25 protein-coding genes and 1 pseudogene are annotated in these 26,152 nt (G+C 35.8%); 1 reads left to right on the top strand and 25 read right to left on the bottom strand.

All coding sequences use genetic code 11. The annotated features are described in order from the left end of the window. Positions 1-2: 2 nt before the first annotated feature. The 25 genes from A5866_RS17025 to A5866_RS00010 all read right to left on the bottom strand — a co-directional run bounded on the left by A5866_RS17025 (position 3) and on the right by A5866_RS00010 (position 24,832). A complete protein-coding gene (locus tag A5866_RS17025) occupies positions 3-152 on the bottom strand; it encodes a colicin E3/pyocin S6 family cytotoxin (RefSeq protein WP_422389665.1) in 150 nt (49 codons plus the stop codon). Next, positions 104-379, bottom strand: a complete 276-nt coding sequence (locus A5866_RS00125; protein ID WP_339099718.1) for a hypothetical protein — start codon at positions 377-379, stop codon at positions 104-106. Before A5866_RS00125 ends, A5866_RS17025 begins: the two co-directional genes overlap by 49 nt. Before the next feature lie 319 nt (positions 380-698). Further along, positions 699-1,352, bottom strand: coding sequence for a hypothetical protein (locus A5866_RS00120; RefSeq protein ID WP_339099717.1), 654 nt, complete (start codon positions 1,350-1,352; stop codon positions 699-701). After that, positions 1,324-1,815, bottom strand: coding sequence for a hypothetical protein (locus A5866_RS00115; RefSeq protein ID WP_339099716.1), 492 nt, complete (start codon positions 1,813-1,815; stop codon positions 1,324-1,326). The genes A5866_RS00120 and A5866_RS00115 overlap by 29 nt, the downstream gene beginning before the upstream one ends. A gap of 359 nt (positions 1,816-2,174) precedes the next feature. Beyond that, the gene (locus A5866_RS00110; protein ID WP_086444729.1) at positions 2,175-2,708 is read right to left on the bottom strand and encodes a hypothetical protein; all 534 of its coding nucleotides are present in this window, start codon (positions 2,706-2,708) and stop codon (positions 2,175-2,177) included. 24 nt (positions 2,709-2,732) lie between these two features. Further along, positions 2,733-4,313 (bottom strand): RHS repeat-associated core domain-containing protein, encoded by a 1,581-nt coding sequence (locus A5866_RS00105; RefSeq protein WP_339099715.1) that lies wholly within the window; start codon positions 4,311-4,313, stop codon positions 2,733-2,735. After that, a complete protein-coding gene (locus A5866_RS00100; RefSeq protein ID WP_254907566.1) occupies positions 4,280-4,582 on the bottom strand; it encodes an RHS repeat domain-containing protein in 303 nt (100 codons plus the stop codon). The genes A5866_RS00105 and A5866_RS00100 overlap by 34 nt, the downstream gene beginning before the upstream one ends. Before the next feature lie 172 nt (positions 4,583-4,754). Continuing rightward, positions 4,755-5,273, bottom strand: a complete 519-nt coding sequence (locus tag A5866_RS00095; RefSeq protein WP_176332578.1) for a hypothetical protein — start codon at positions 5,271-5,273, stop codon at positions 4,755-4,757. Positions 5,274-5,398: 125 nt separating this feature from the next. Next, positions 5,399-6,043 (bottom strand): hypothetical protein, encoded by a 645-nt coding sequence (locus tag A5866_RS00090; RefSeq protein WP_086444733.1) that lies wholly within the window; start codon positions 6,041-6,043, stop codon positions 5,399-5,401. Positions 6,044-6,063: 20 nt separating this feature from the next. Beyond that, complete coding sequence (locus A5866_RS00085; RefSeq protein WP_086444734.1) at positions 6,064-6,720, bottom strand: hypothetical protein; 657 nt, start codon at positions 6,718-6,720, stop codon at positions 6,064-6,066. A 30-nt stretch (positions 6,721-6,750) separates the two neighbouring features. Further along, positions 6,751-7,203, bottom strand: a complete 453-nt coding sequence (locus A5866_RS00080) for a hypothetical protein (protein ID WP_140335133.1) — start codon at positions 7,201-7,203, stop codon at positions 6,751-6,753. Between the two features lie 57 nt (positions 7,204-7,260). After that, positions 7,261-7,461, bottom strand: a complete 201-nt coding sequence (locus A5866_RS00075; RefSeq protein WP_254907567.1) for a hypothetical protein — start codon at positions 7,459-7,461, stop codon at positions 7,261-7,263. 3 nt (positions 7,462-7,464) lie between these two features. Then, a complete protein-coding gene (locus A5866_RS00070; RefSeq protein ID WP_086444738.1) occupies positions 7,465-7,743 on the bottom strand; it encodes a hypothetical protein in 279 nt (92 codons plus the stop codon). After that, entirely contained in the window at positions 7,733-8,899 is a 1,167-nt protein-coding gene (locus tag A5866_RS00065; RefSeq protein WP_339099714.1) for an RHS repeat-associated core domain-containing protein, read from the bottom strand. The genes A5866_RS00070 and A5866_RS00065 overlap by 11 nt, the downstream gene beginning before the upstream one ends. A 458-nt stretch (positions 8,900-9,357) precedes the next feature. Further along, on the bottom strand, positions 9,358-9,735 hold the full coding sequence (locus tag A5866_RS00060) for a hypothetical protein (RefSeq protein ID WP_339099713.1): 378 nt from the start codon (positions 9,733-9,735) through the stop codon (positions 9,358-9,360). Between the two features lie 33 nt (positions 9,736-9,768). After that, positions 9,769-10,146, bottom strand: coding sequence for a hypothetical protein (locus A5866_RS00055; RefSeq protein ID WP_086444728.1), 378 nt, complete (start codon positions 10,144-10,146; stop codon positions 9,769-9,771). Positions 10,147-10,527: 381 nt separating this feature from the next. After that, the gene (locus A5866_RS00050; RefSeq protein WP_254907565.1) at positions 10,528-11,058 is read right to left on the bottom strand and encodes a hypothetical protein; all 531 of its coding nucleotides are present in this window, start codon (positions 11,056-11,058) and stop codon (positions 10,528-10,530) included. A 24-nt stretch (positions 11,059-11,082) separates the two neighbouring features. After that, positions 11,083-11,391, bottom strand: a complete 309-nt coding sequence (locus A5866_RS00045) for a hypothetical protein (RefSeq protein WP_086444730.1) — start codon at positions 11,389-11,391, stop codon at positions 11,083-11,085. Positions 11,392-11,632: 241 nt separating this feature from the next. Continuing rightward, positions 11,633-12,172: a hypothetical protein gene (locus A5866_RS00040; RefSeq protein WP_086281251.1), complete on the bottom strand. Its 540-nt coding sequence runs from the start codon at positions 12,170-12,172 to the stop codon at positions 11,633-11,635. 17 nt (positions 12,173-12,189) lie between these two features. After that, complete coding sequence (locus A5866_RS00035) at positions 12,190-13,071, bottom strand: hypothetical protein (protein WP_339099712.1); 882 nt, start codon at positions 13,069-13,071, stop codon at positions 12,190-12,192. A 156-nt stretch (positions 13,072-13,227) separates the two neighbouring features. Continuing rightward, on the bottom strand, positions 13,228-13,785 hold the full coding sequence (locus A5866_RS00030) for a hypothetical protein (protein ID WP_339099711.1): 558 nt from the start codon (positions 13,783-13,785) through the stop codon (positions 13,228-13,230). Between the two features lie 31 nt (positions 13,786-13,816). Beyond that, positions 13,817-14,539, bottom strand: a complete 723-nt coding sequence (locus tag A5866_RS00025; protein ID WP_086444735.1) for a ribonuclease domain-containing protein — start codon at positions 14,537-14,539, stop codon at positions 13,817-13,819. A gap of 194 nt (positions 14,540-14,733) precedes the next feature. Further along, entirely contained in the window at positions 14,734-15,168 is a 435-nt protein-coding gene (locus A5866_RS00020) for a hypothetical protein (protein WP_086444740.1), read from the bottom strand. 12 nt (positions 15,169-15,180) lie between these two features. Then, entirely contained in the window at positions 15,181-24,408 is a 9,228-nt protein-coding gene (locus tag A5866_RS00015; protein WP_254907568.1) for an RHS repeat-associated core domain-containing protein, read from the bottom strand. A 4-nt stretch (positions 24,409-24,412) separates the two neighbouring features. Further along, positions 24,413-24,832: a hypothetical protein gene (locus tag A5866_RS00010; protein WP_339099710.1), complete on the bottom strand. Its 420-nt coding sequence runs from the start codon at positions 24,830-24,832 to the stop codon at positions 24,413-24,415. Positions 24,833-25,127: 295 nt separating this feature from the next. Between A5866_RS00010 and A5866_RS00005 the strand changes: the two are divergent. Then, positions 25,128-26,138 (top strand): annotated as a pseudogene (locus tag A5866_RS00005) (AI-2E family transporter); the annotation flags it as partial. Positions 26,139-26,152: the final 14 nt, after the last annotated feature.

Raw genomic sequence — 26,152 nt, 5'->3', positions numbered from 1 at the left:
TCCTATTTGGGTAGCTTTTTATTTAAATCTGCAGTTCCTGGTTTTAACTCACCTGTTTTTGGATCAGCTTCACCTATATGTTTGCCATGTTTATCATATACTTCTAAATGGTTTCCTTTGCTATTTTCTGAATATAATCCCCAATAAACCAACCAACTACCCCATTAGCAAGGTCTTGTGCACTTGGGACTTTCGGTAAAGATGGGGATGAGAAGTTTCCAGTATCTGGATCTGGTTTAGGTATCGTCGTTACAGGTGGGACTACTGGGACTCTTGGTATTGGAATCACAAATGCGGCTCCTACAACCAACCCTTTATTACTTCCTCCCCATTTCTTATCTACCGTATCACAGATTTTCTTAATTCGAACAGTTGCCATAGTACGCGTTGCTTGCGCACGTTGAACCTGTACTTAGTAGAGATAGGCTGCACTTTGGTAATACAATGCCTGACTGCAGGTCTGATAGCCTACGGGCTGTCCATTTCTTCCTCGGATATAATTGACACCAACATCATTGTGTTGTGGTCATAATATATTATTCTTTTACTCTTGTATATTTAACTTTATTAGTTGATATTCTTTATAGATATCTTATGTATATAGTTAGAGTAGACTATAACTATATAGCTACTCTAACCTTCAATGACTTGCTCATTCCAAATCTAACTTATTTATTAGGTATTATCCAAATAAAAAATTATAAAAAAAACAATTCACTTTCATTTGCAATTTTTTCATATACTTTTTTGTCTTCTTCATTTTGAAAAATCAAAGGTATACTGATATCATAATTCGTTTTTATAATTAAAGGTACTGTATTGAAGTACAAGCTACTCCATAAACTTTCTCGTAAAAAACATTTAAAAAACATGTTCAATACATTAATGTCATCTATTAAATAAATTGGTTCTTTACTATTTTTTAGAATTTCAATCTGATTTAATATGATATATTTATCTATTTGATCAACGTACTTCTCTTGACTAATCAGAAACTCGATTAAATCTTGATTATTTTCAAAAGTTCCAAGATCGATATAACATTTTTCTCTATTTAATTCAAAAACTTTTTTTACAAAGTAAAGAAATTTAGCTTCTTGACTTAATTTAAAATAGTTGTTTGAAAGCAAATCTAATCGAGGATCTTCTTTAGCCATCGGTTTATTAAAAACATCTAATGCAACCTTTTCGTATTTTTTTTCAGACTCAATAAGTAATTCATCATAATCATCAGCTTGAATATATAGCTCCCATAACTCACTATCATTATTCACCATGCTACTATTAATTGGCTGTATTTGAGGAATGATACCATCTTCAGTTCTAATCTCTAAGTTTGTTTCCTTTTTCATCGTAAGTTCCCTCTCGCTTTCCTTTTTCAAAATCTCTTTTATTTTTGTATTTTTTCCAAGAACTTCCTCCATGACTGGCTCCATCATCTTGTGACCAAACTGAACCATCTTTTTGTAAATATCCAGTATCTTTTTTTGCTTTACTATTACCTTTTCTTATTGTCGTCCCATTTTTAGGATTAAAAACAGCTTCATTTTTCTCAGTTATTTTTTGAATATAATCCCCAATAAACCAGCCCACTATCCCATTAGCAAGGTCTTGTGCACTTGGGACTTTCGGTAAAGATGGGAATGAGAAGTTTCCAGTATCTAGATCTGGTTTAGGTATCGTTGTTACAGGTGGGACTACTGGGACTATTGGTATTGGAATCACAAATGCGGCTCCTACAACCAACCCTTTATTACTTCCTCCCCATTTCTTATCTGCCGTATCACAGATTTTCTTAATTCGAACAGTTGCCATAGTACGCGTTGCTTGCGCACGTTGAACCTGTACTTAGTAGAGATAGGCTGCACTTTGGTAATACAATGCCTGACTGTAGGCCTGATAACCTACAGGCTGTCCATTTCTTCCTCGGATATAATTGACACCGACGTAATTTCGTTGTGGTAATACGTTCTTCTACCATAATTCCCCACGTAACGAACGCCTGATGGTATTACGCCCCAAGAAATTGAAGAACGAGGTGAAGATAGCATAATGCCCTTCCAAACATTAATTCAGTTCCTAATTCTCTATTTAAGAATATGCTGAATAAATTATGTATATAGTCGGAGTAAGCTGTAAAAATACTTAGCTTACTCCAACTTTGATTACCTTTTCTACTGATGATTCTCGTATTGCTGATTCACCAAATTCGTCAACTGTGGTCGAGGTGACCACTCTGCAGGTTTGTCTGGTTTAAAGTGCCATTGACAACCTCCTAATATCCAATTTTCACGCCATTTTTTTATACCTTTAATTTTTTCTGGATAATCATGCAGACCAAATTGAAAACCACAACATGGACAAATATCATCTGAAGGGTATCCATATTCTTCATCATAAGCTGGTTCAAATAATCCATCAAACTCACAGACTGGACAACTATTTTTTATCACAACACTCTTTTTATAAACGACTCCAATCTCTTTTAATTGTTTTTCTACATCCCAATTTTCTGGACAATCAGGACTATACCAAAAAGGACAATCTTTTTTTATCCAAGATTCTCTCCACCCATCATGGGAAATTCCTTTATCATCATCTTCACCAAATTGAAAGCCACAGCAAGAACAAACTTCTCCTGATGGATAGTCTTTTCCATATGATTCCATTTCCAAACCCTTATAACCACAAATAGCACATGTATACATTACTTATCATCCTCCTATTTCAATTTATTTTCCTGGTTGCTTATCCCAATAGGCTTTTCCTTTTCCAGGTTTAAATATAGTTCTACTACTACCATCTCTATTATACGAGCCAAAAAGACCTGTCGTTTCATCATAAACCCTTGTTACTCCCTTATCGTCCGTTTTACTATTGATACTACCTCTTCTATTATATAAATCACGTGCTTTCTTCGCATAATCTTCTATATTTTTTGAATTTGTTTCTACACCGTGATCATCAAAATGTCTCTCTAATGTCTTAGAATTCCCCCAATCATTCGCTCTAGAAATATCATCAATATTTTTTTCTTGCACTTTCTGAATATAATCCCCAATAAACCAGCCAACTATCCCATTCGCAATGTCTCTTGCACTTGGGATTTTCGGTAATGACGGAAATGAGAAGTTTCCACTATCTATATCTAAACCTGGTTTAGGAATCATCGTTACAGGTGGGATTACTGGTACTCTTGGTATCGGAATCACAAATGCAGCTCCTACAACCAACCCTTTATTCTTACCCACCCACTTCTTATCTGCCGTATCACAAGCTTTCTTAATTCGAACAGTTGCCATGGCACGTGTTGCTTTCGCACGTTGAACTTGTACTTGATAACGATACGCCGCACTTTGATAATACAACGCTTGATTGTACGTCTGATACCCTACAGGTTGACCATTTCTTCCCCGGATATAATTGACACCTACGTAATTGCGCCGTGGAGTATACGATCTTGCCACATAGTTTCCTATATAGTTAATCCCTGAGGCAACCCCGCTCCAAGAACTTGGCGAACGATAAGCTGGTGGAACAATCGCATTCCACACAGTGTTGACGACTCTCTTCACGCCATTCCAAACATTTCTGACCGTTTTCTTCACATTATTCCACGCTTTAGCCCACCAACCAGCTTTTCCGCTGCGGTCGCGGTATTTCTGCGGATTGTTTTCTACGTAGATATAGCGATTCTGACTCTGGGGTTGTTCCATTTTTCCATACCAGGTATCTTCTTGTAGGAAACGTCCTGTTGTGGTGCTGTATTCTCTTGCACGTAAATGAATCCGATTCGACTGATCATGGTATTCACTGCGGTATCCGTATTCGTTTTCTAAACGCAAGGCGGCTTCCCCATATTCATTATACAAGGTATTGGTGATTAATTCACCGCTTTGTCGATTCGTCATCGTACCAATACTGCTATAACCATCACGATGGTATTGATCTTCTTGGTCTCCTAAGATATCCGTTTCTTCCCCAAAAGTAAATTCCTGTCTTTGGGTGGTTTTGACTTTCTTATCATAGGTTTCTTGTGTGAGCTTCGCTGGACTCGTGTGTTCTTGATTATATTCATTCAATGACGTAACGATTTTGATCGAATGGTTTTTATCCAGTTCTTTTTTTAGTTTCTCCGTTTCAACGGTTTTTCTTGGTTTATCATGGTCTTTGCGCCACGGACGATCTTTTGGTAAACAGCGTAAGCGATCCGCCATGATTGGTTGTTTTGCTACAGCTGTTAAGATTTCATGTAAGGTGACATCTTGGTTATTTAAAGCTAATTGGCGGTACGATCGGTTTGTTTCATCCAAGCTTTTAGATCGGTTTTAATTCGACGCCCATGTTCGGTTGCCGTACCTTTGTTCACACGATTACCTAGTGCATCGTAGCCGTAAAGGGTATAAACACCGTGACTGCTCGTTTCTTGGATCAACCGGTCTTCTACATCATAAAGATACGTCGTCACTTCACCAGTCATAGCGATTTTTTTAGCGACATTGCCATTGGCATCATACTCAAATTTGCCACCTTTCATACTTTTAAAATCAGACAATGAGCACATGGTCGCTCTTTCTTTCACTCCTTACTATAGACCTAAAAATAGAGGGTAAACTCATTCGGCGATGATTTTACCCTCTAATCTTAGTATGTTTCTATTGTTCGTATTTTGGCCTATACCGTAAAACCTTATTCTATTGAGATAGAACCTTGGAAACCATCCTATACATATTTCTTATCCATTTTATTAGGTATTATCTAATTTTAGCCAAAAGAATTAGCTGTTCTGTTACGGTCCAATTCGGCTGAATACGACTTTTTGAATACCAAAGGGAGCCTTTTCTTATCCAATTTTCTCGCCATTTTTGTATTCCTTTATTTTTGTTTGGATAATCATCCAAGCCAAATTGAAAACCACAACATGGACAAATTTCATCAGAAGGGTAGCCATATTCTTCATCATAGGCTGATTCAAATAATCCATCAAATGCACAAACTGGACAACTATTTCTTATCACATTACTCTTTTTGTATGTGATTCCAATCCCTTTTAATTGTTCTTCTATATCCCAATTTTCTGGATAATCAGGACTATACCAGAAAGGACAATCTTTTTTTGTCCAAGATTCTCTCCACCTATCATGAGAAATCCCTTTATCATCATCTTCACCAAATTGAAAGCCGCAACAAGAACATACTTCTCCTGATGGATACTCTTTTCCATATGATTCCATTTCCAAACCCTTATAACCGCAAATAATACATATATACATTACTTATCATTCTCCTATTTCAAATTATTTTCCTGGTTGCTTATCCCAATAAGCTTTTCCTTTTTTGGATTTAAAAATTGTTTTACTACTACCATCTCTAAAATTTAAGATCTTTATTACATCATTCAAATCCATCCTTTTAAGCTAAGAATTTTTAGAACCAATTCAAACTCTTGAGAAGAAACCTGCTTCTTATATTCTTTGAAAGGAACAGTTGATAGACCTGTTCTATACGCCCATATTTCTTCTCCCCTTCCTTTAGCTATTATCAATATACTTTCATCCATTGAGGAGATAGAAAAATAATCATTCAAACTTGATATTACAGCAGTACCACCAATATGCATTACGCCTGTAACTTTTACATCACCAAAAATTTGTGTGTCACCACTTATAACTGCAGCATCGGTTATAACTGCACGTCCAGTTATTGAAGCATTTTGGATAACTTGAGCATTTCCTGTTATACACGCAAATTCACCTACTACAGCATTATTGAAAACTTTTCCAAATTTCTCTATAATTCCATGCCCTTTGACCACAGCTTCATGGTTTACCTCACCATAATCTTTTACATATGCCTGCTCATAGACTTTTGCATCTCTACTGATCCAACTATCATCGTATTGATTCAGATTTTTTTCTGATTCTATAAACCCACCGTACTCCCCTTTTTCTACTACACTAAACTCTCTGACCGCTTGGATTCTATACAATTTATGCCCATCAATTTCTATAAATTCTTTTGTCAGTTGATATTTTTTCTCCATTAGATAACTATCCTTCACTTTTATTTTAGATTAAATCCATTTATTAATAACGCTTCATAAATAACCACACCACAATCCTTCTCATTTGTCATGAACGCTTCCAGACTCTGTTCATAACCTTCTTGATTTGTTACATAAATTTCATTGTTTCGAGCTTTATAGATAGTCAGTATTTGATTGTCTAAATTCATATTCTCTACTATAACGTAGTCATTAGACGTGTGGATTTTCCCTTTGCTTCTAATATATGCATTACCATATATAGTCACGTCCCCACTTATAACACTGTTCCCCTTAACTGTTCCAGCAACTCTTGCTTCGTCACAAATTCTTGCCTGACCAGAAATGTGTGCGGATTCACGTATCCAAGCATTGCCGTAAATTTTTGCATTACCTTTAACTACAGCATATTGGAAAATAATAGCATTCTCAAAAACGACTGCAGATTCTTTCACATTCGCTGCATGCTCAACCCTAGCATCACCATACACTTTTGCTTCGTCATATACCCAACTATTATCATATTGATTCAAATTTTCTTCGGACTCTACGAATCCACCATACTCCCCACAGTTTACGTCAGAAAAATTTTTAATTGCTTGGATTCTATATAAAATGCGCCCTTTATACTGTATATATTCTTCAGTTAATCTATATTTTTTTGTTTCTTCATTCATAGCACGTCACCCCTCAAATAATATATAGCGTTATTTTCCAAAAGAAATAACGGAACCATCTGGTGCCAAATCTATATACTTACCATTTTTTCTATACCTTTTAACTCCTGGAGTATCCCCTTTAACTATTTTCCCTTGAACACCTTTCTTAGCTGTTCTTGCAAATTCTTCTGCTTTTCTCAGATATTCTTCAACAGTCTCTGCCCCAACTTCTTTCCCATGTCTATCAAAATGATCTTGTAAAGAATCTTTTTCAGTTTTATATGAACCTTTAGCCCATTTTCCAGTATCTAAATCTCTATTTTCCGCTATCTTCTGAATATAATCCCCAATAAACCAGCCTACTATCCCATTCGCAAGGTCTTGTGCACTTGGGATTTTCGGTAATGACGGAAATGAGAAGTTTCCACTATCTATATCTAAACCTGGTTTAGGAATCATCGTTACAGGTGGGATTACTGGTACTCTTGGTATCGGAATCACAAATGCAGCTCCTACAACCAACCCTTTATTCTTATCTACCCACTTCTTATCTGCGATTTACTTCTTCCTTTTAAAAAATACTTCTATTGCGCCATCTGTTCTTTCAATTAAATCATCATGATGATTCTCTGTTAACACCATTTCTTTATATCTCCATAACGCACTGATAACTGAGCTTGGTTCATAAGAATAGTACCACTCTAAATAAACCTGATAATCTACTACTTCAAATAATTCTGCTGGACACCAAGAAGGCAAATTTTATTTTTCTAATTTTAACTTTTCCAATTGTTTTTTTGGATTCCAATCTTTTGGTTTTTCAAATACTTCAGAATACCAATTACAACCTTCGGATATCCACCTATTTCTCCATCGATCTATTTCTATATTTTTATCATGCTCTGCATTATCATCATCAAATCCAAATTGAAAGCCACAACAAGGGCATATTTCATATGATGGTTCATCAAAATCATTATATGCTTCTAATTCTAGTCCTTCAAATCCACATACTGGGCATATATATTTTTCATTGTTCATTATAATAATCTAATCCTCTCTCTGGTTTAAAATAAGTTTTAATATTTCCATTTTTATCAACTATGACTAACTCATTAGTTGTTTCATCATAAATAAGCGTATCCCCATTCTTTTTCCTTACTTTAGAGTGAACTTTTTTATTTCCTTTAGATTTAATTAGATCTCTTGCTCCTTCTAAGTATTCATCTTGAGAAATATCACCAAACTCGCCTTGCTTTTCAACATGTTTCTTATAGTGTTCTTTTAATTGTTTCTCGGTTTTAAAATCACTTTCATCTTTTTCTATTTTCTGAATATAATCCCCAATAAACCATCCTACTATCCCATTCGCAATGTCTCTTGCACTTGGGATTTTCGGTAATGACGGAAATGAGAAGTTTCCACTATCTATATCTAAACCTGGTTTAGGAATCATCGTTACAGGTGGGATTACTGGTACTCTTGGTATCGGAATCACAAATGCAGCTCCTACAACCAACCCTTTATTCTTACCCACCCACTTCTTATCTGCCGTATCACAAGCTTTCTTAATTCGAACAGTTGCCATGGCACGTGTTGCTTTCGCACGTTGAACTTGTACTTGATAACGATACGCCGCACTTTGATAATACAACGCTTGATTGTACGTCTGATACCCTACAGGTTGACCATTTCTTCCCCGGATATAATTAACACCTACGTAATTGCGCCGTGGAGTATACGATCTTGCCACATAGTTCCCTATATAGTTAATCCCTGAGGCTACCCCACTCCAAGAACTTGGCGAACGATAAGCTGGTGGAACAATCGCATTCCAGACAGTGTTGACAACTCTCTTTACGCCATTCCAAACATTTCTGACCGTTTTCTTCACATTATTCCATGCTTTAGACCACCAACTAGCATTTCCACTACGGTCACGGTATTTTTGCGGATTGTTTTCTACGTAAATATAGCGATTTTGACTCTGGGGTTGTTCCATTTTTCCATACCAGGTATCTTCTTGTAGGAAACGTCCTGTTGTGGTGCTGTATTCTCTTGCACGTAAATGAATCCGATTCGACTGATCATGGTATTCACTGCGGTATCCGTATTCGTTTTCTAAACGCAAGGCGGCTTCCCCATATTCATTATACAAGGTATTGGTGATTAATTCACCGCTTTGTCGATTCGTCATCGTACCAATACTGCTATAACCATCACGATGGTATTGATCTTCTTGGTCTCCTAAGATATCCGTTTCTTCCCCAAAAGTAAATTCCTGTCTTTGGGTGGTTTTGACTTTCTTATCATAGGTTTCTTGGGTTAGTTTCGCCGGACTAATATTTCTTATGATGTTTTTTTACTCTTTATTCTCAAGCAACCGCATTATCCATTTACTTTATTAAATATTATCCGACCTATATTTGTTCATTTCGACTTACTACTAATCTTATAAAATAAAATTCTAGCTATGTAGAATTTTAATCCATTTTCGTTCAAAGTAATAATTTAGTTATAAATCATCTTATTTATGTGCTAATTTCTGTAAAATATGTAGTTAGTTGGGATAAGTTAAATAAATACAACTTGTCCCAACTCCGAAATTATTTCATTCTGTCTTGATTACTTTCAGTAAATACAAATCATTTTCTATCACAAAGCGCTTATTTTAACTTTAGAAATTTTTATTTCTTTAAATTGTACTTCAAAATTCAATAAATTCCCCACGACTTGACAAGTATAAAAATAGTTTTTATTCACTATTATGTCCCCCAGTGTTATCCATTTAAGAACATACAAATATTTTCGAGATGAAATCATGTTTTTTACATTACTTCTCTTATTCTGATCAAAATCATGATTAAAATGAACTTTATAACAGCCTGAAAAATGAATCAAAATTGCCTCTTCTTTTGAAATTTGATAAGCTAGCTCAACTTCATCAAACATATAGTTACCATTTAATTTTACAATATATGACTCCTTGTACTCACTCTTATCAATAGTTTGCTGAATTTCTTTTACATCCAAAGTATTTCCCTCCAATTCTAAAGCAATAATCAGCTATACTAAATCCGATGCTTTAATTTTAGATATTGAAATGTCCTTGAACCAAATCTCAAAGTCTAACGGCCAACTTTCTATTTTACATGTATAAAATGGATTTCCGTTTACAATTATTTCCCCTATTTTTATATTTTGAATAAAATATAAATGTTGAGAAGTAGACATTTCTTTCATGCTTTTTAACTTATCATAATTATTATCATGATCAAAATGAACTTTATAACAGCCTGAAAAATAAAGTAAGACAGACTCTTCTTTTGTATCTTCGTGAACTAATTCCACTTCATCAAACATGTAATTAGCATTTAGCTTTAAGATACGTGAATCCTGATAATGATTACTATCTATAATTTGCTGAATCTTCTTTGCATCCATTTTTTCTATTGTCTCCTATTCTACAGAAACCTTGGTATATGTGTGGCTTGTGTACGTTGAACTTGTACTTGGTAGCGATAAGCCGCACTTTGATAATACAATGCCTGACTGTAGGTCTGATAGCCTATGGGTTGTCCATTTCTACCTCAGATATAATTGATACTGTAAATAATAGGTCTTAAGTCCATAATTTCTCACGTAGTAAACGCCTGACTGAATTCCTCTTCAAGAAATTAAAGAACGAGGTGAAGATAGCATAGTACCCTTCCAAACATTAATTCAGTTCCTAATTCTCTATTTAAGAATATGCTGAATAAATTATGTATATAGTCGGAGTAAGCTGTAAAAATACTTAGCTTACTCCAACTTTGATTACCTTTTCTACTGATGATTCTCGTATTGCTGATTCACTAAAGCGCTTAACTGCTCAAATGGTGACCAATCCTCTGGTTTATTTGGCTTATAGTGCCATTCAAAACCATCCATTATCCAATTCTCACGCCATTTTTTTATCCCTTTTATTTTTTGTGGATCATCATTTAATCCAAACTGAAAGCCACAACAAGAGCAGATATCATATGAGCCATATCCCAGCATATTATAAGCTGGCTCATCTAATCCATCAAACTCGCAAACAGGACATATATTTTTTATCTCATTGTTCTTTTCGAGTGTAATTCCAATCCCTCTGAGTTGTTCTTCTAAATTCCAATTTTCTAGAAAATCAGGCATATACCAAAACGGACAGCCTTTTTTTATCCAAGATTCTCTCCACCCCTCATGAGAAATTCCTTTATCGTCATCTTCACCAAATTGAAAGCCACAGCAAGAACAAACTTCACCTGAAGGATATTCTTTTCCATATGGTTCCATTTCCAGTTTATTAAAGCCACAAATTAAACATTTAAACATTTTCTACCTCTACTCCTTTTCAAGTTATTTGCCTGGTTGCCTATTCCAGTAGTCTTTTTCTTTTGTTGGTTTAAATATTGCTCTACTACTACCATCTCTATTATATGCACCAAAAAGACCTGTCGTATCATCATAAACTCTTGTTATTCCATCACTATCAGTCTTACTGTTAATAGAACCTCTTTTATTATATAAGTCTCGCGCTTTTTTTGCATAATCTTCTAAATTTTTTGAATTTGTTTCTACACCATGGTCATCAAAATGTCTCTCTAATGTCTTAGGACTACCCCAATCATTCGCTCTAGCAATATCATCAATATTTTTTTCTTGCACTTTCTGAATATAATCCCCAATAAACCAGCCTACTATCCCATTCGCAAGGTCTTGTGCACTTAGAACTTTTGGTAATGATGGGAATGAGAAGTTTCCAGTATCTAGATCTTGTTTAGGTATCGTTGTTACAGGGGGGCTACCTCTATGTATATATCCAGAGCAACTAAAATATAAAGCTACTCTGGATTTTTAAATTCTATTTTCAATTCACAATCAATAAGAAATAGCACTTATTACTAGATTAAGTTTGGTATAATTCACCATACTTTTCAATTTTTTTATATTCTATTTCAATCTTTTGAATAGCAGAATTCAAAAGATTATTTTTATTTATCTCCCGTAAACCATTAATAATATTTTCCAACACTTTTTTCCATTCTGCGACAAAACCCTTTTTTGATAATTCTATTCTAGAATCATCATTTAACAGTTTTTTCGTTCCTCCCACAACTGATGTCCACTCTGAATCAATTGTTAAGCAATCATTACTTTGCCAAGACATATTCCAAACACCATGAAATGAACTTGAAGGCCATTCAATAGTCAGAGTTCCTTCTTCTTTCGTTCGAAGCTGAAATAGCATTTCTAAAACATCATCTATCAGTTCACTTAAATTATATTTATACGAAACAACTATTGGAATATAATTCCAAAACATTATCATATCTTCAGTATGCAAAATATAAGCACTTTCTATTAAATCAGACAAATCTGAAATATCTTCTATTTCCATTGCTCCATTACTATTTATTTTTGGGTTACTTGCTTGTATTCTAAACATTACAAAATTTTCCTTTCTTATTCTGATGGATATCCATGAAATGTGCCTGTTCCATTATTTCTTATCCATATCCTTTTAGCTGGAACTGTACTCCCATCCGGTTTATAAACAACTGAAGATGAACCCGGCGGTAAATCGAAGTACCCACTCTCTCTTGCTCCTAATTTTTTTGCTATTTCAGAAGCATAATCCAAATCTTTATTACTCCACTGTCCCTGAGGTGTTCCTTCGCTTTTAGCTGTAGCAGGTCCTTCTTTCCAGTTCACACCATGCTTTTTACTACCTTTGTATTTTGCTTCTGGTTTTATTGAGGTATTTTTATTAGCATCTTTCGCTATTTTCTGAATATAATTCCCAATAAACCATCCTACTATCCCATTCGCAAGGTCTCTTGCACTTGGGATTTTTGGTAATGATGGAAATGAGAAGTTTCCAATATCTAGGCCTGGTTTAGGGATCATTGTTATAGGTGGGACTGGACGTACTCTTGGTATTGGAATCACAAATGCCATACCTACTACCAGACCTTTATTCTGACCCGTCCATCTCTTATCTGCCGTATCACAAGCTTTCTTGATTCGAACAGTTGCCATCATACGCGTTGCTTTCGCACGTTGAACTTGTACTTGATAACGATACGCCGCACTTTGATAATACAACGCTTGATTGTACGTCTGATACCCTACAGGTTGACCATTTCTTCCCAGGATATAATTGACACCTACGTAATTGCGCCGTGGAGTATACGATCTTGCCACATAACTTCCTATATAGTTAATCCCTGAGGCAACCCCACTCCAAGAACTTGGCGAACGATAAGCTGGTGGAACAATCGCATTCCAGAAAGTGTTGACGACTCTCTTTACACCATTCCAAACATTTCTGACCGTTTTCTTCAAATTGTTCCATGCTTTAGACCACCAACTAGCATTTCCGCTGCGGTCACGGTATTTCTTTTGATTACTATATGTATATAGCTAACATAAGCCGTGTACACTTATGTTAGCTAATTATTTTCCCAGCTAAATAATTTAATTCTTAAAAAAGAACTTTTTTTACATAATTTCACTCCAAAAAGGAATAAAATTCTTTTTTTTCTTATAGTACTCTATATTTTTTTCTTTCAACTTGAACTCATACTGTAGATAAGAAAATAATGTTTCTCCATAGTAAATAATATCAGATCCAACTATAGAAATAACTGGATTAGGTGTTAGTTCTAACTCTGAAATATACCTATGAGAATAGATAGGGATTAACCGCGGAGCCTGATTAAGATGGTCCAAAATTTTTTTATTTCTTTCCTTTTCATCCTTTGGTTCCTTCCCCCAGTATACTTCATCCCAATCAACATCATTTAAACTTTCTTTTATTCCTTTTATAGGCGCTTGTATTCTGAGTTTATTTTTCTCTATATTTTCTTTCGATAAATCTCTCCAATTAACAAAACTGTATGAAACTGGTAATCCATAGCCATAAAATTTCTTTAAGTCAAGAGGAAATCTAATCTTATATATCTTTTCTATTTTTTCAATCTCTTTATTATCCATTCCTATTTCAAAATCAACTCCTTTTGATTTCAAAGCAGATATTAATTCTGACCATTTTTCCATTTCATTGTCTGTCCCTTCAGATTTATACTTTTTATTTTACTTTCTTAAATGTGTCATAATGATCATCTGTATACCAAGCATTCCCCTCTTCATCAACTACAAGTCTTTCTGCATTTCTATCTTGCCCTTTTACTTTAGGATCAACATCATACTCTTTATATTTTCCATCTGGTAATTTTTGTTTTCCAGGTTGAGGGTTGTTCTTATATTCCCTACCGCCTTTATAGCCATCTGGAGGCGTTCCTTTATTTTTTTTGATGTGATCTAACACATCTCGTACTTTGTCTGGTACATTATCTGAATTACTATCTAAAGTTTCCCCATTCGCACTATAATAAGTTGTTTTTCCATTGGTTCGATCAATACTAATCCGTCTACGACCTAAATTATCAACAACTAATGAACCTCGTTGACCACTTACATTATAATCATTTGATGACCAACCTTTTGGTAGTCTATTCACCCCATAATTTCTAGCATCTATTCCATCATCGGTCTGTAAATCCTTCGCTCGTGTATTAAGTCCTATTCCAACTAACCCTACAAATAAACCAGCTAATGCTCCAGTTCCTAAAGCTAGTGCAGATTTCCCTGCTACACTAGCAGCAGCTTTTCCTGTCAATGCACTTCCGCCACTTGCTAAAATAGGTAGTCCAGTCCATGCCCATATTCCTGAGCTCTTGGTAGAATTTTTCGCACCCGCCCATTTCTTATCTGCCGTATCACAAGCTTTCTTGATTCGAACAGTTGCCATGGCACGCGTTGCTTGCGCACGTTGAACTTGTACTTGATAGCGATAAGCCGCACTTTGATAGTATAACGCTTGATTGTATGTCTGATAGCCTACAGGTTGTCCATTTCTTCCTCGGGTATAATTGACCCCAACGTAATTGCGTTGCGAAGTCCTTATTTTCTGTCCACTTTATTAGCTATTATCCAACTTGTGGCTTATGAATAATACATACTCTCTCCAAGTTTATGGTCAATTGGACGCCACTTTACTTCCTTAGCCGATATCCACGTTCCGTTCATTTTTTTTACGTCTTGTAAAGAAAAACCTCCCCAGTCACTCCAATAAAACAAATCTTCTATTTTCTTTAAAGAAGCATCATAAATAATACTATCGTAAGTTTCATCTCTTGGTTCTAGATTTAGTTTATTAATATAATTAAACTGAATCTCAATTGTGGAATACTCTGCTCTTTGACTTTGAAAAATCATATTCGTGCTTCTAACTGAGTTTATGGGATGCATACTTCCATCAGGATTCAAATATCCGCCACTTACATATTTTAGTTCTTTAAGACAACTATCATGGAAATAATAAAAACTTTCCATAAATGTTCGTATATCATCCTCATTATTAATCAATTTGTAATCCATAAATTATCTGACCTACTTTCTACTTGGCTTTTTACCACTCCAATCCCAATTATGCTCATGCGGGAATGTGTGGTTATTATGTCCATCACTATGTTTAAAATCTATATCTAGTTCAGCCTGACCATTTTTGTCATAAAATCTCCTTTGTAAAAGATCTCCTGATTTATCATACAAATCAGAACTTGAATTAGGCTCACCATTAACTGGTAAATCACCAACTCTGCCATTAGTTTTTACATTATGATTTTCTTTTGGTTTAGGAATAGCCTTTCCATCTGACAAAGTTCCTAAACCATCACTCTCGTTTTCACCTAAAGTTTCCCCAGTCGCACTATAATAAGTCGTTTTTCCACTGGTCCGATCAACGCTAATCCTTCTACGACCTAAATTATCAACAACCAATGATCCTCGTTGACCACTTACATTATAATCATTCGATGTCCAGCCTTTAGGTAGTCTGTTCACCCCATAGTTTCTAGCATCTATTCCGTCATCGGTCTGTAAATCCTTCGCTCGTGTGTTAAGTCCTATTCCAACTAACCCTACAAATAAACCACCTAATGCTCCGCTTCCTAAAGCTAGAGCAGATTTCCCTGCCACACTAGCAACAGCTTTTCCTGTCAATGCACTTCCACCACTTGCTAAAGTAGGTAGTCCAGTCCATGCCCATATTCCTGAGCTCTTGGTAGAATTTTTCGCACCCGTCCATTTTTTATCTGCCGTATCACAAGCTTTCTTGATTCGAACAGTTGCCATCATACGCGTTGCTTTCGCTCGTTGAACTTGTACTTGATAGCGATACGCCGCACTTTGATAATACAACGCTTGATTGTACGTCTGATACCCTACAGGTTGACCATTTCTTCCCCGGATATAATTGACACCTACGTAATTGCGCCGTGGAGTATACGATCTTGCCACATAGTTTCCTATATAGTTAATCCCTGAGGCAACCCCACTCCAAGAACTTGGTGAACGATAAGCAGGTGGGACAATCGCATTCCATACAGTGTTGACGACTCTCTTCACGCCATTCCAAACATTTCTGACCGTTTTCTTCACATTATTCCATGCTTTAGACCACCAACCGGCATTTCCACTACGGTCACGGTATTTTTGTGGATTGTTTTCTACGTAAATATAGCGATTTTGACTCTGGGGTTGTTCCATTTTTCCATACCAACTATCTTCTTGTAAGAAACGTCCTATTGTGGTGCTGTATTCTCTTGCACGTAAATGGATCCGATTCGACTGATCATGGTATTCACTGCGGTATCCGTATTCGTTTTCTAAACGCAAGGCGGCTTCCCCATATTCATTATACAAGGTATTGGTGATTAATTCACCGCTTTGTCGATTCGTGATCGTCCCGATACTGCTATAACCATCACGATGGTATTGATCTTCTTGGTCTCCTAAAATATCCGTTTCTTCCCCAAAGGTAAATTCTTGTCTTTGGGTGGTTTTAATTCTTTTATCATAGGTTTCTTGGGTTAGTTTTGCTGGACTCGTGTGTTCTTGATTGTATTCATTCAATGACGTAACGATTTTGATTGAATGGTTTTTATCCAGTTCTTTTTTCAGCTTCTCCGTTTCAACGGTTTTTCTTGGTTTATCATGGTCTTTGCGCCACGGACGATCTTTTGGTAAACAGCGTAAGCGATCCGCCATGATTGGTTGTTTTGCTACAGCTGTTAAGATTTCATGTAAGGTGACATCTTGGTTATTTAAAGCTAATTGGGCGGTACAATCGGTTTGTTTCATCCAAGCTTTTAGATCGGTTTTAATTCGACGCCCATGTTCGGTTGCCGTACCTTTGATCACACGATTACCTAGTGCATCGTAGCCGTAAAGGGTATAAACACCATAACTACTTGTTTCTTGGATCAAACGATCTTCTACATCATAAAGATAGGTCGTTACTTCACCGGTCATGGCGATTTTTTTGGCGACATTGCCATTGGCATCATACTCAAATTTAGCGCCTTTTTCACTCGTAATTTCAGTCACTTGATTCATGTTATTGACTTTATACTCATAGAAGGTTTTCTCTTTGTCATTGACCTTTTCTGAATAAGTGATTCGATTACCAGCATCATCGTAATAGTATTCGATTTCGGTCTTTTTCTTGCCCTCGATTTCAGTGACTTTCGTCAATTGATCTTCGGCATCATACTCATAGTTTTTTTCAAGGGTTAATTTCGGGTAATGAATCGTTTCTTTTTGGAGATTGTCATTTTCATCGTACGCGTAGGTCATTTTTGCCAATGATTTTCCATTTGCTTCTAAGGTTTCAGCTGAGCTGATTTCGCCTGTGGCTAAATAGTCATAGTGTGTGATTGTACCATTTGGGTAACTGATTTTTTTGATTTGACCTGCTCCGTCGTGTTCGTATACCGTTTTTTGATCACCATCTGCTACAACGGTTAGTTGGTTTTTCTTGTCATATTCATACGTGATTTTTCGTTCACTTGGGTAGGTTACGCTAGTCTTGCGTCCTAAAGCATCATAGCCGTATGTTAAGTTTTCACCTAATTCATCCGTTGCTTTTGTTACATCTCCATATTGATTGTATTCAAATGCAACTTCGCCTTTAGTTGGGACAGCTTGTTTCAGAGCTTCATTGCCGATTTCTACAGTTGGCTCCGTTGTTTCATAGGCTGCACTTGCCATTTTTTCTTCATCCGTATAAGTATACGTGAAGTTAGCATTTTTGGTGACTTTTTCGACAAGCTGATTCATTTCATCGTACTTGTATTGAATCGTCTCTTCTTTTGGTGTCGTTGTTTGCGCTAGTTGTCCATCTAATGTGTACTCATAGCTTTCTTTTTTGCCATTCGCTGAAAGAACACTATCCAACTCACCCGTTGGCGAATAGTTGAACGTAGTCTGATTGCCAAGTGCATCTTTGACACTAGTCAAATTACTTTGAAGATCGTAGGTATAATTGGTTGTTTTTCCTAATCGATTTTTCACGCTAGTCAGTTGATCATTTGCATCATAGCCAAAGTGTTTTTCTTGGCCTTTTGCATCTGTTTCTTTCACTAAATTTCCGTTTCCATCATATTCCATTGTCTGTTGATGGTTTCTAGGATCTGTGATTTTTTCGACTTGTTGTAATGGATCATAAGCATACGTTGTTTTGTGTCCAAGTTCATCGGTTTCTTCTGCTACTTGATTTAATTTATCGTACGTGTAACTAGAAGTAAACGCCATTGGATCCTGTTCTTTGGTTACATTTCCATTACTGTCATATTCATAGGTTGAAACTTGTTCACCAGGTGCGATAAAGCGGGTCACTTGTCCGTTGGCATCATATTCTGTCTTGGTTTTGTTGCCGCGTATATCCGTTAGTTCAGATACTCGATCTAGTAGGTCATAACTATATGAGACATTGGTTTGATTTGGATAGGTTAGTTTCGTTAGTTGTCCAAATTTATTGTAGTCGTAAGTCGTTTGTTTACCTGCTGCATTCGTTTCTGATACGCGTTGCTGGTAATTATTGTAGCTATATTGTTCAAGTGGTTCTTTTCTGACGTTGTCTTTTACTGCAAGTAAATTGCGATACGAATCGTACTCATATGATCGTTTATAGCCTTTAGCATTCGTTTCAGATGCCAATTGACCATCGGCAGTATAGGTCATTTCAGTCACAGCTTTTTTAGGATCCGTGATTTTTGAAAGATTTCCATGTGCATCATATTCATAGGTTGTGATGCGTTTATTTGGTTCTGTTTTTTTCAATAGTTGGTCATTGACATTATACTCGTAACTTGTTTTATTGCCATTGAAATCTGTTTCAGCAATTTTTCGTCCAACTGGATCATAACTAACTGTTTGTTCGAATTTTTTAGCATTGATGGTTTGAATCAGCTGATTATTGCCATCATAGGCATAGGCTGTTTGATTTCCTTCAGCGTCTATTTCCGTTATAACATTCCCATTAGCATCATACTTGATTTTTTGACTATTGCCTAAAGGATCTTTGGTTTCAACCAAGCGATTATTTTTGTCATAGCTATAAGTTGTGACCTCATTTTTAGCCGTTGCTGATTGAATCAGCTGACCGTTTTTGTTATAGGCATAGCTTTGTATTTCGCCTAGTGGATTCGTTTCTTTGATCAAATTTCCACGTTTATCATAGCTGTAGGCATATTTCCCGCCGTTTGGCATCACTTCTTCCAAAACATGTCCTAATTGATCGTAGGTTAGCGTTTGATTTGTTTCCTGTGGATGAGTGATTGTCGTTTGCTGCCCTAACTTATTGTATGCATAGCTTGTTTTATTTCCTGCAGCATCCGTTTCGGCAATTTTTTCACCAAAAAGATTGTATTCATAGGAAATTTTTCGTTTTTGTTCATCTGTTGCTGTAAGCATCTGACCATTTTTATCATAGGTGTAGCTTTCACTTTTACCATTACTGTCAGATTGCTTAATACGCTGACCAAGAACATCATAGCTATACTTGATTGTGACTTTTCCTGGCGTTACTTCTTTTGTTAATTGATTTAGCAAATCATAAGAATACGTTGTTTTTCGGCCGATGGCATCTTCAAATGAAACTAAATTCCCACTAAGATCATAAGAGAGCTGCTTTAGTTGTCCCAATGGATCTGTTGCTGCTTGTAGCTGATTCTCTTTTGTATAACTATAGGTTGTCTTATTCCCTAATGCATCGATTTTTTCAACTAAATTACTGTTGGCATCATAATGATATTGGGTAATATCCCCCGTTGCTTCAACGGTTGTAGCTAGCTGATTCAATGAATTATAGGTAAATAATTTTTTATTTCCTAGTGCATCGGTTTGTGACAAGACGTTTCTTTCTCCATCATACGTGTAGGTTAACACGTTATTATCTGGATCTGTAATTTTCGTCACATTTCCTTGATTGTCAGTTTCATAGACTGTTTTATTCCCTGCAGCATCCGTTTGCTCTGAAAGATAACCTAGCGGATTGAATCCAAAAGAACGCTGATTAGTTTCAGGATCAGTTTCAGATGTCTTGTTGCCTCGTATATCATAGGCATAATTGGTTTCACGATCACCTGACAGTTCCTTTAATAATTGACTTTTTTCATTGTAAGAATAGGTAGTTTTCAGTCCATTACGATCCGTTTTAGCTGTCACATTGCCCAACTCATCATATTCATAAAGAATCGTCGTTTGATCTGGATAGGTTTCTTTGATCCGTTGATTTTTTTGGTCATATTCATAGGTTGTTTCTTGTTTTAAGGCATCAACTTTTTTGATTAGATTTTGATTTTTATCGTAAGCATAGGTTGTTTTTTTCTTGTCATCAACTGTTTCAGTTAGAGGATTCCCCAGGGCATTTAAGGTATAACGCGTAATGGAGCCTGTAGCCGTTTTTTCTTCGATTACTTGGTTTACTTCATTATAAGTAAATGTTTTCGCATTCCCCAGATAATCTGTTTCCTTTGTTATATTTCCATTTGCATCATATTCAAACGTTTTTTTCCCACCAGCGGGGTTGGTCTCAGCCGTTTTTCTGCCTAATTTATCATAGGTGAAACTTGTCTGATTTCCGTTGAAATCTGTTTCTGAAAGCAAGTATCCTTCTGGACTATAAGAATAGGTCTTTTTATGCCCATTGAAATCAGTTTCTTCAATCAGTTCACCACGCTTATTTCGTTTAAATGTTTTAGCATTTCCAGCTGCATCAAATTCTTTGGTGATTAAGCCTTTTGCATCATATTCATACCCTGTTTTTGCTCCATAAGCATCACTAATCGACGTTAAATTCCCCGCCTGATACGTATAATTTTCAGCGGCTCCATTTGCATCGGTCTTACTCGTCACTTTTCCTTGTCCATCATAAGAATAGGTGATTGTTTTTCCATCTGGACGTGTGGTTTGTAATAACTTCCCTTGTTCGTTATAGTGATAACTAGTTTTCTTTCCTAAACGATCGGTTTGCTCTGTCAATTGGTTATGAGCATTATACAAACTGACTTCTGTACTTCCATCTGGAAAGATTGTTTTTGTCACATTCCCGTTTGCATCGTTTTCATAGGTTGTTTTATTCCCTGCTCGATCGATTTCCTCAATCAGTTGGTAGCGATCATTATAGCGCTTGGTTTCACTTTTACCATCAGCGTACTCAATCTTTGTTGGTTGGAAATGGTCATTATAGGTGGTGATTTCTTGATTTCCGTTGCCATCGATCGTCGTCGTTTTATTTTTATCATATGTGATCGTAACAGTATTGTCTTTGGCATCCGTTTGTTCGATAACACGGCCTTCTTTATCAAATTTATTTTGATAAAGTAATGTTCCTTCGTCATCAGAATACGAGGTCATAAAGTGATTATCATTGTACGTATACGCTATTTTTTTCCCTAACGCATCGGTCACTTTTGTTAAGTTTCCTTTTGCATCGTATTCGAAGGTGTTCGTTGTCTGATCTGGGAAAGTGGCTTTTTTTATGTGCCCATTACCATCCCAATCAAATAAAACTTTGCCGCCGTTAAATTGTTTGATTGCTTTTAAAAATCCAGTTTCTTCTTCGTAGCTGTATTCTTTAGTTTGACCGTAGGCATTCGTGATTTTTCTTATTTGCCCTGTTGCATCAAATAGATAGGTCAACTTTTGTTCTGTATTCGTTAATTCGAAGCTGCGTTTTTCATCTTTGATTTTTTTCATCAATGTATAAGGCGAATCGTCTGATACTTGATAACGCCCATCTTTCCCACGGTCAAAAAAGATTTTACCACCATCTTCTTTTGTGAGCATCATTGATTTGTCTTCTAATTGGTTTAGGGTCAAGTATTGATTTAGTGTCCAGTTTCTGCCGACTGGGCTATCCATACCGCCGCCTTTAGAATTATAGGTTCTGGCAAAAAGTTGCTCTTCTTCAAAATCGTACCAAACACTATCTGTCATTTCGTAAATTAGATTCCCGCTACCAATGTTGATTGGTTCAAACCCGTATTTACAATGTTTCCCTCGGCCAACAGACAAGGCATCTAAACGAATTTTATCCGCTTTAGAAAGTGTCTGTGATTGATACGCTTTTCCTTGATTTTTTTTGGGATTTCGGATAAAAACAGTATTTCCTTGGGTCAATAACTCATCTTTCATGTTATTATCCCGCATAAATGTAGCCCGCTGTTTTTCTAATCCATAAAATTTTAAGAGACGTGGTAATGTATCTTGGCTCGTGACCTTATAGAGTTGGAACTGATCGTAGGTTTGTTTTGATTCTTCCTTCCCATGCGTGATCGTGGCTTCTACTTTATAAAGATGATTTTCCTTCAAAGAACTGGTCAGTAATGTATTGGTTTGCCAATTGCTGGAAAGTTCTAAGTAACGATTCGCATGTTCAAATAGTTTTGGGTAATTAGGAAAAATATAATCTCTCCCAATCGATGGATCTGTTCCTGAAAAGGTTACTTTATTTTTATCACTTGTATCAATCACACGATAATTTATCTTAGCATCTGGTCGACCGATGCCATCCATCCCTAATGCTTGAAACTGAACTAAACCATCATTATCGGAGCTGACAAAGGGTCTTAGTTTCAAGGAGGTATCTTTGAGCGGCATATTTTTATCGATTGGCGGACGTTCACGATGCTTAATCACCAAATAAGGAGATGTCGTCGTTACGCCACCTTTAGGTGCAGCAAAAACTTCGGCAGTGGAATAAGGTAATTCATGTGACGTTACTTTATTGGTTTTAACGATCATCCCGAAATTACTGCCGCCATTGATCCAGTCGTTGGCCAAATTAGTGATGTCAAAATTAACTCTACGGTTATTTGGATCGATACCACCAATCATGGTTTCTTTGCCAGATTCATTAGCAGGTGGTCCATAAGGGAATTTTGCATCACTAAACCCTTTATACGTAGCTTTAGAAAAGGCTCCGATATCTTTAGTCAAGCCATGAACTTCAAAATGACGGTTGACTACTTTTCCGCTGCCATCTTTTGCACGATCTCCCCAAAAACCTGGTGCTCCTGTTCTAAATAATGAAAGATTTGCTGATTCGATTTCTCTACCTTTACCAATTTTTTTCAATTCTGCATCAGGGATCTTGATTAACCCATAGGTAACAAAATGTGCTGCGCCTAATGTTCCGTTATAGCCATCATCATAGCCAATATACATATAATCTTGGAACCAATAATTCATTTTGTCATCATACTGACGAATACTAGTTGCTTCAATCCCTTGCTCGATTTTCGCTTGGACAAATTGGACATTGACACGTGCTGCTTTTATGTTTTGACGTTTTTCTGTGTCAAGGGCTTTTAGTGTCAAGGTATTCGTTTTACTGTCAAAATCAGCCTCTGCAGTTGAAATAAAATCGCCAGCTATTGTTTCAATCGTTGGTGTAGGAACAGCACTCACAAGCTTTTCACCATCATAAAGACCAATAATCCCCTGCTCTTTTTCATCTTTTGCTTGCAGGGTATCAGGTAGCTTTAACGTAAATTTAACGGTGGTCAGATCCGTTTCTTCTGAAATATATTGACTGACTTTCACTCCAGTTGGCTGATATGAAATTTCTACAGGCTCTAAATTATTTTCAGCAGCTAATAAAACTTTGTCGTCTTTAACTGACTGCACTTCATATTTATCGTCTGATAACCCGATTCCGACTGTTGCATCACCAACCTTGACTGTCGGTACTTCTTTTTCAGTCACTTCTTTTGGTACTTGAACTTCAATCTGCTCTTTTGCAATAAACGTATCTTTTTCTGCTTGAAACGTACCTTCAAATTCTTGCCAATTGTCTTTCTCTTTTTCAAAATGTATTGGTTCTGTAAAAACAACGGTTTCCCCTTCACCCGTTTCAGGATGAATAAACGTTTTTGTTGTTTCTGAACGATCGGCTACCAGTTCTGTCAGCCCTTTTTTCGCCATATCGTCTTTAACTGACGTTAGCATACTGTTTTCGTCTGCTTCAAACGCTGATTTTAATTGTGGTGCAACGTCTAACGTTGTTTCCGTTTTATCCTCTGTTTTTTCAGTTGTTTCGTTTTCTTTCTCAGTACTCGCATCCGCTTTTTTAAGTTTTTGTTGTGTCTGCTGATCGAGATCTTCTTTTTTCACTTTTTCTTGTGGAGCGATTGCTTCACTTGAACCAACCGTTTCTGCTTGTTCATTTTCTTGTGCAAAACTTTGAAGTGCTCCCCAAGGAAATAACCCTAATAGTTGTATACCTGTCACAAACAATGTCAGGCTTTTTCTTTTCCACCCTTTTCTACTCATTCCCCTACTCCTTCACGCCTTCTTCTTTTTCTAAAATTAGTTCATATTGTGTATTTGCTTGTTCAAATTTCGATTTTTCAATTGTTTTTGCCAATTCCTTGATTTCTGATGATAATTGTCGATAGGTTTCATAAATCATTTTATCTTCTTCACTAAGAAGTTTTTGATAGCTACTTAATTTTGCTTTATCCCCAATAATTTTAAACTCAGTCGCTACTTTTCTTAGATCTTTGGGATATTCTTTATTCTTGATTTCTCCCATATTCTTCATATCTACCCACAATTGATATGTTTCTTTGAAACTTGTTTCTAGATCATAGATTTTTTTATCTAGATCTCCTTCATTTGCTTTACTACTACATCCCGTAAAGAATAATAATGATGCAAAAACAATGCATAAAGTTATTTTTTTTATCCTTTTCACTTTTTAACCCCCTTATTGTATTTTAAACTTAACAAAAAGAAGAGCTAATATCAATAGAATAACAAAATAAGATAATAATAAATTCCCGAAAAATATAAAAATACTACGTTTAATACAAATTAAACAGAATAAAAATAACACTTAGACACATATACAAAACCGCTTCTAAAAAAAAACTTTTTAATATCTAGTTATTTTTTTAGGTTTATCGATAAAACTGCTATCTTAAAATGTGAAAAAGCATTATAGTTATCTTAATATGAAATAAAGTAAAACTTTATAAGGAGTGAAGTCTGTGTCGGTTTATGAAAAATTTATTCAAAACGATCGTTTAAGACGATTTTTTGTTTTAGCGATTGTTATTTTTATTTTATTTTTAGCTAGAAGTATGATCACGATGATTTTATTAACGTTTATTTTTACGTTTTTAGCGCTCCATTTCGTGAAATTTGTTCAGCGCTATTTAAAAATCCCCTCCCTCATTCTTGTTTTGGCGACCTATTCTTTGATTGTTTTTTTAGTCTATCTAGCCATTACAAAATATGTGCCGGTTCTGATTCATCAATCAGTTCAAATGTATAATTCTGTGATTCATTTTTATCAAACTCCGACAGATGATCATAATCAACTTTTAGTCGTCATTGATAATTATCTAGAGAAATCAAACTTAATGTCTCAAATTCAAAATGGGGCTAGTATTCTTTTGCGTTATGTTCAAGATATTGGATCGATTGGCCTTTCATTTGTCCTTTCGTTCATCCTAAGTTTCTTTTTTATGATCGAGAAAAAACAAATGGCAGATTTTTCTAAGTTATTTTTAAAAAGTGATTTTGACTGGTTTTTCCAAGATATTTACTTCTTTGCAGATAAATTTGTCAATACATTTGGTGTTGTTATGGAAGCACAATTTTTTATCGCAGTCGTTAATACTGGTATCACAACGATTTGCTTAGCTTTAATCGGGTTCCATCAGCTACCAAGCTTAGCGATCATGATTTTTATTTTAAGCTTGATACCAGTTGCGGGTGTGATCATTTCCTGTATTCCATTAAGCTTTATTGCGTATTCTGAAGGCGGCATTAATGATGTGATTTATATCTTAGTGGTGATCATTGTCGTGCATTTGTTTGAATCTTATGTATTAAACCCAAAATTTATGTCTAGTAAAACAGATTTACCGATTTTTTATACCTTTGTTATCTTACTGATCAGTGAACGTTTATTTGGGGTTTGGGGCTTAATCGTGGGCATCCCAATTTTTACCTTCTTTTTAGATATTTTAAAGGTTAAACCAATTCATTCAGTTTCAGTTACTGAGAA

This window comes from Enterococcus sp. 12C11_DIV0727 (genome assembly GCF_002148425.2).
Taxonomy (GTDB): Bacteria; Bacillota; Bacilli; order Lactobacillales; family Enterococcaceae; genus Enterococcus_L; species Enterococcus_L lemimoniae.
The sequence above is the reverse complement of the archived record's forward strand: the minus strand, read 5'-3'. Positions and strand labels throughout refer to the sequence as shown.

Excerpts from the sequence above, each read along its gene's own strand:
- A5866_RS00085 (WP_086444734.1), bottom strand. The coding sequence starts at position 6,720 with ATGAATGAAGAAACAAAAAAATATAGATTAACTGAAGAATATATACAG.
- A5866_RS00070 (WP_086444738.1), bottom strand. The coding sequence starts at position 7,743 with ATGAACAATGAAAAATATATATGCCCAGTATGTGGATTTGAAGGACTA.
- A5866_RS00025 (WP_086444735.1), bottom strand. The coding sequence starts at position 14,539 with ATGGCAACTGTTCGAATCAAGAAAGCTTGTGATACGGCAGATAAGAAA.
- A5866_RS00020 (WP_086444740.1), bottom strand. The coding sequence starts at position 15,168 with ATGGATTACAAATTGATTAATAATGAGGATGATATACGAACATTTATG.
- A5866_RS00040 (WP_086281251.1), bottom strand. The coding sequence starts at position 12,172 with ATGTTTAGAATACAAGCAAGTAACCCAAAAATAAATAGTAATGGAGCA.
- A5866_RS00120 (WP_339099717.1), bottom strand. The coding sequence starts at position 1,352 with ATGAAAAAGGAAACAAACTTAGAGATTAGAACTGAAGATGGTATCATT.
- A5866_RS00015 (WP_254907568.1), bottom strand. The coding sequence starts at position 24,408 with ATGAGTAGAAAAGGGTGGAAAAGAAAAAGCCTGACATTGTTTGTGACA.
- A5866_RS00115 (WP_339099716.1), bottom strand. The coding sequence starts at position 1,815 with ATGGCAACTGTTCGAATTAAGAAAATCTGTGATACGGCAGATAAGAAA.
- A5866_RS00090 (WP_086444733.1), bottom strand. The coding sequence starts at position 6,043 with ATGGAGAAAAAATATCAACTGACAAAAGAATTTATAGAAATTGATGGG.
- A5866_RS00055 (WP_086444728.1), bottom strand. The coding sequence starts at position 10,146 with ATGGATGCAAAGAAGATTCAGCAAATTATAGATAGTAATCATTATCAG.
- A5866_RS00030 (WP_339099711.1), bottom strand. The coding sequence starts at position 13,785 with ATGGAAAAATGGTCAGAATTAATATCTGCTTTGAAATCAAAAGGAGTT.
- A5866_RS00110 (WP_086444729.1), bottom strand. The coding sequence starts at position 2,708 with ATGTATACATGTGCTATTTGTGGTTATAAGGGTTTGGAAATGGAATCA.
- A5866_RS00125 (WP_339099718.1), bottom strand. The coding sequence starts at position 379 with ATGGCAACTGTTCGAATTAAGAAAATCTGTGATACGGTAGATAAGAAA.
- A5866_RS00050 (WP_254907565.1), bottom strand. The coding sequence starts at position 11,058 with ATGTTTAAATGTTTAATTTGTGGCTTTAATAAACTGGAAATGGAACCA.
- A5866_RS00095 (WP_176332578.1), bottom strand. The coding sequence starts at position 5,273 with ATGTATATATGTATTATTTGCGGTTATAAGGGTTTGGAAATGGAATCA.
- A5866_RS00065 (WP_339099714.1), bottom strand. The coding sequence starts at position 8,899 with ATGACGAATCGACAAAGCGGTGAATTAATCACCAATACCTTGTATAAT.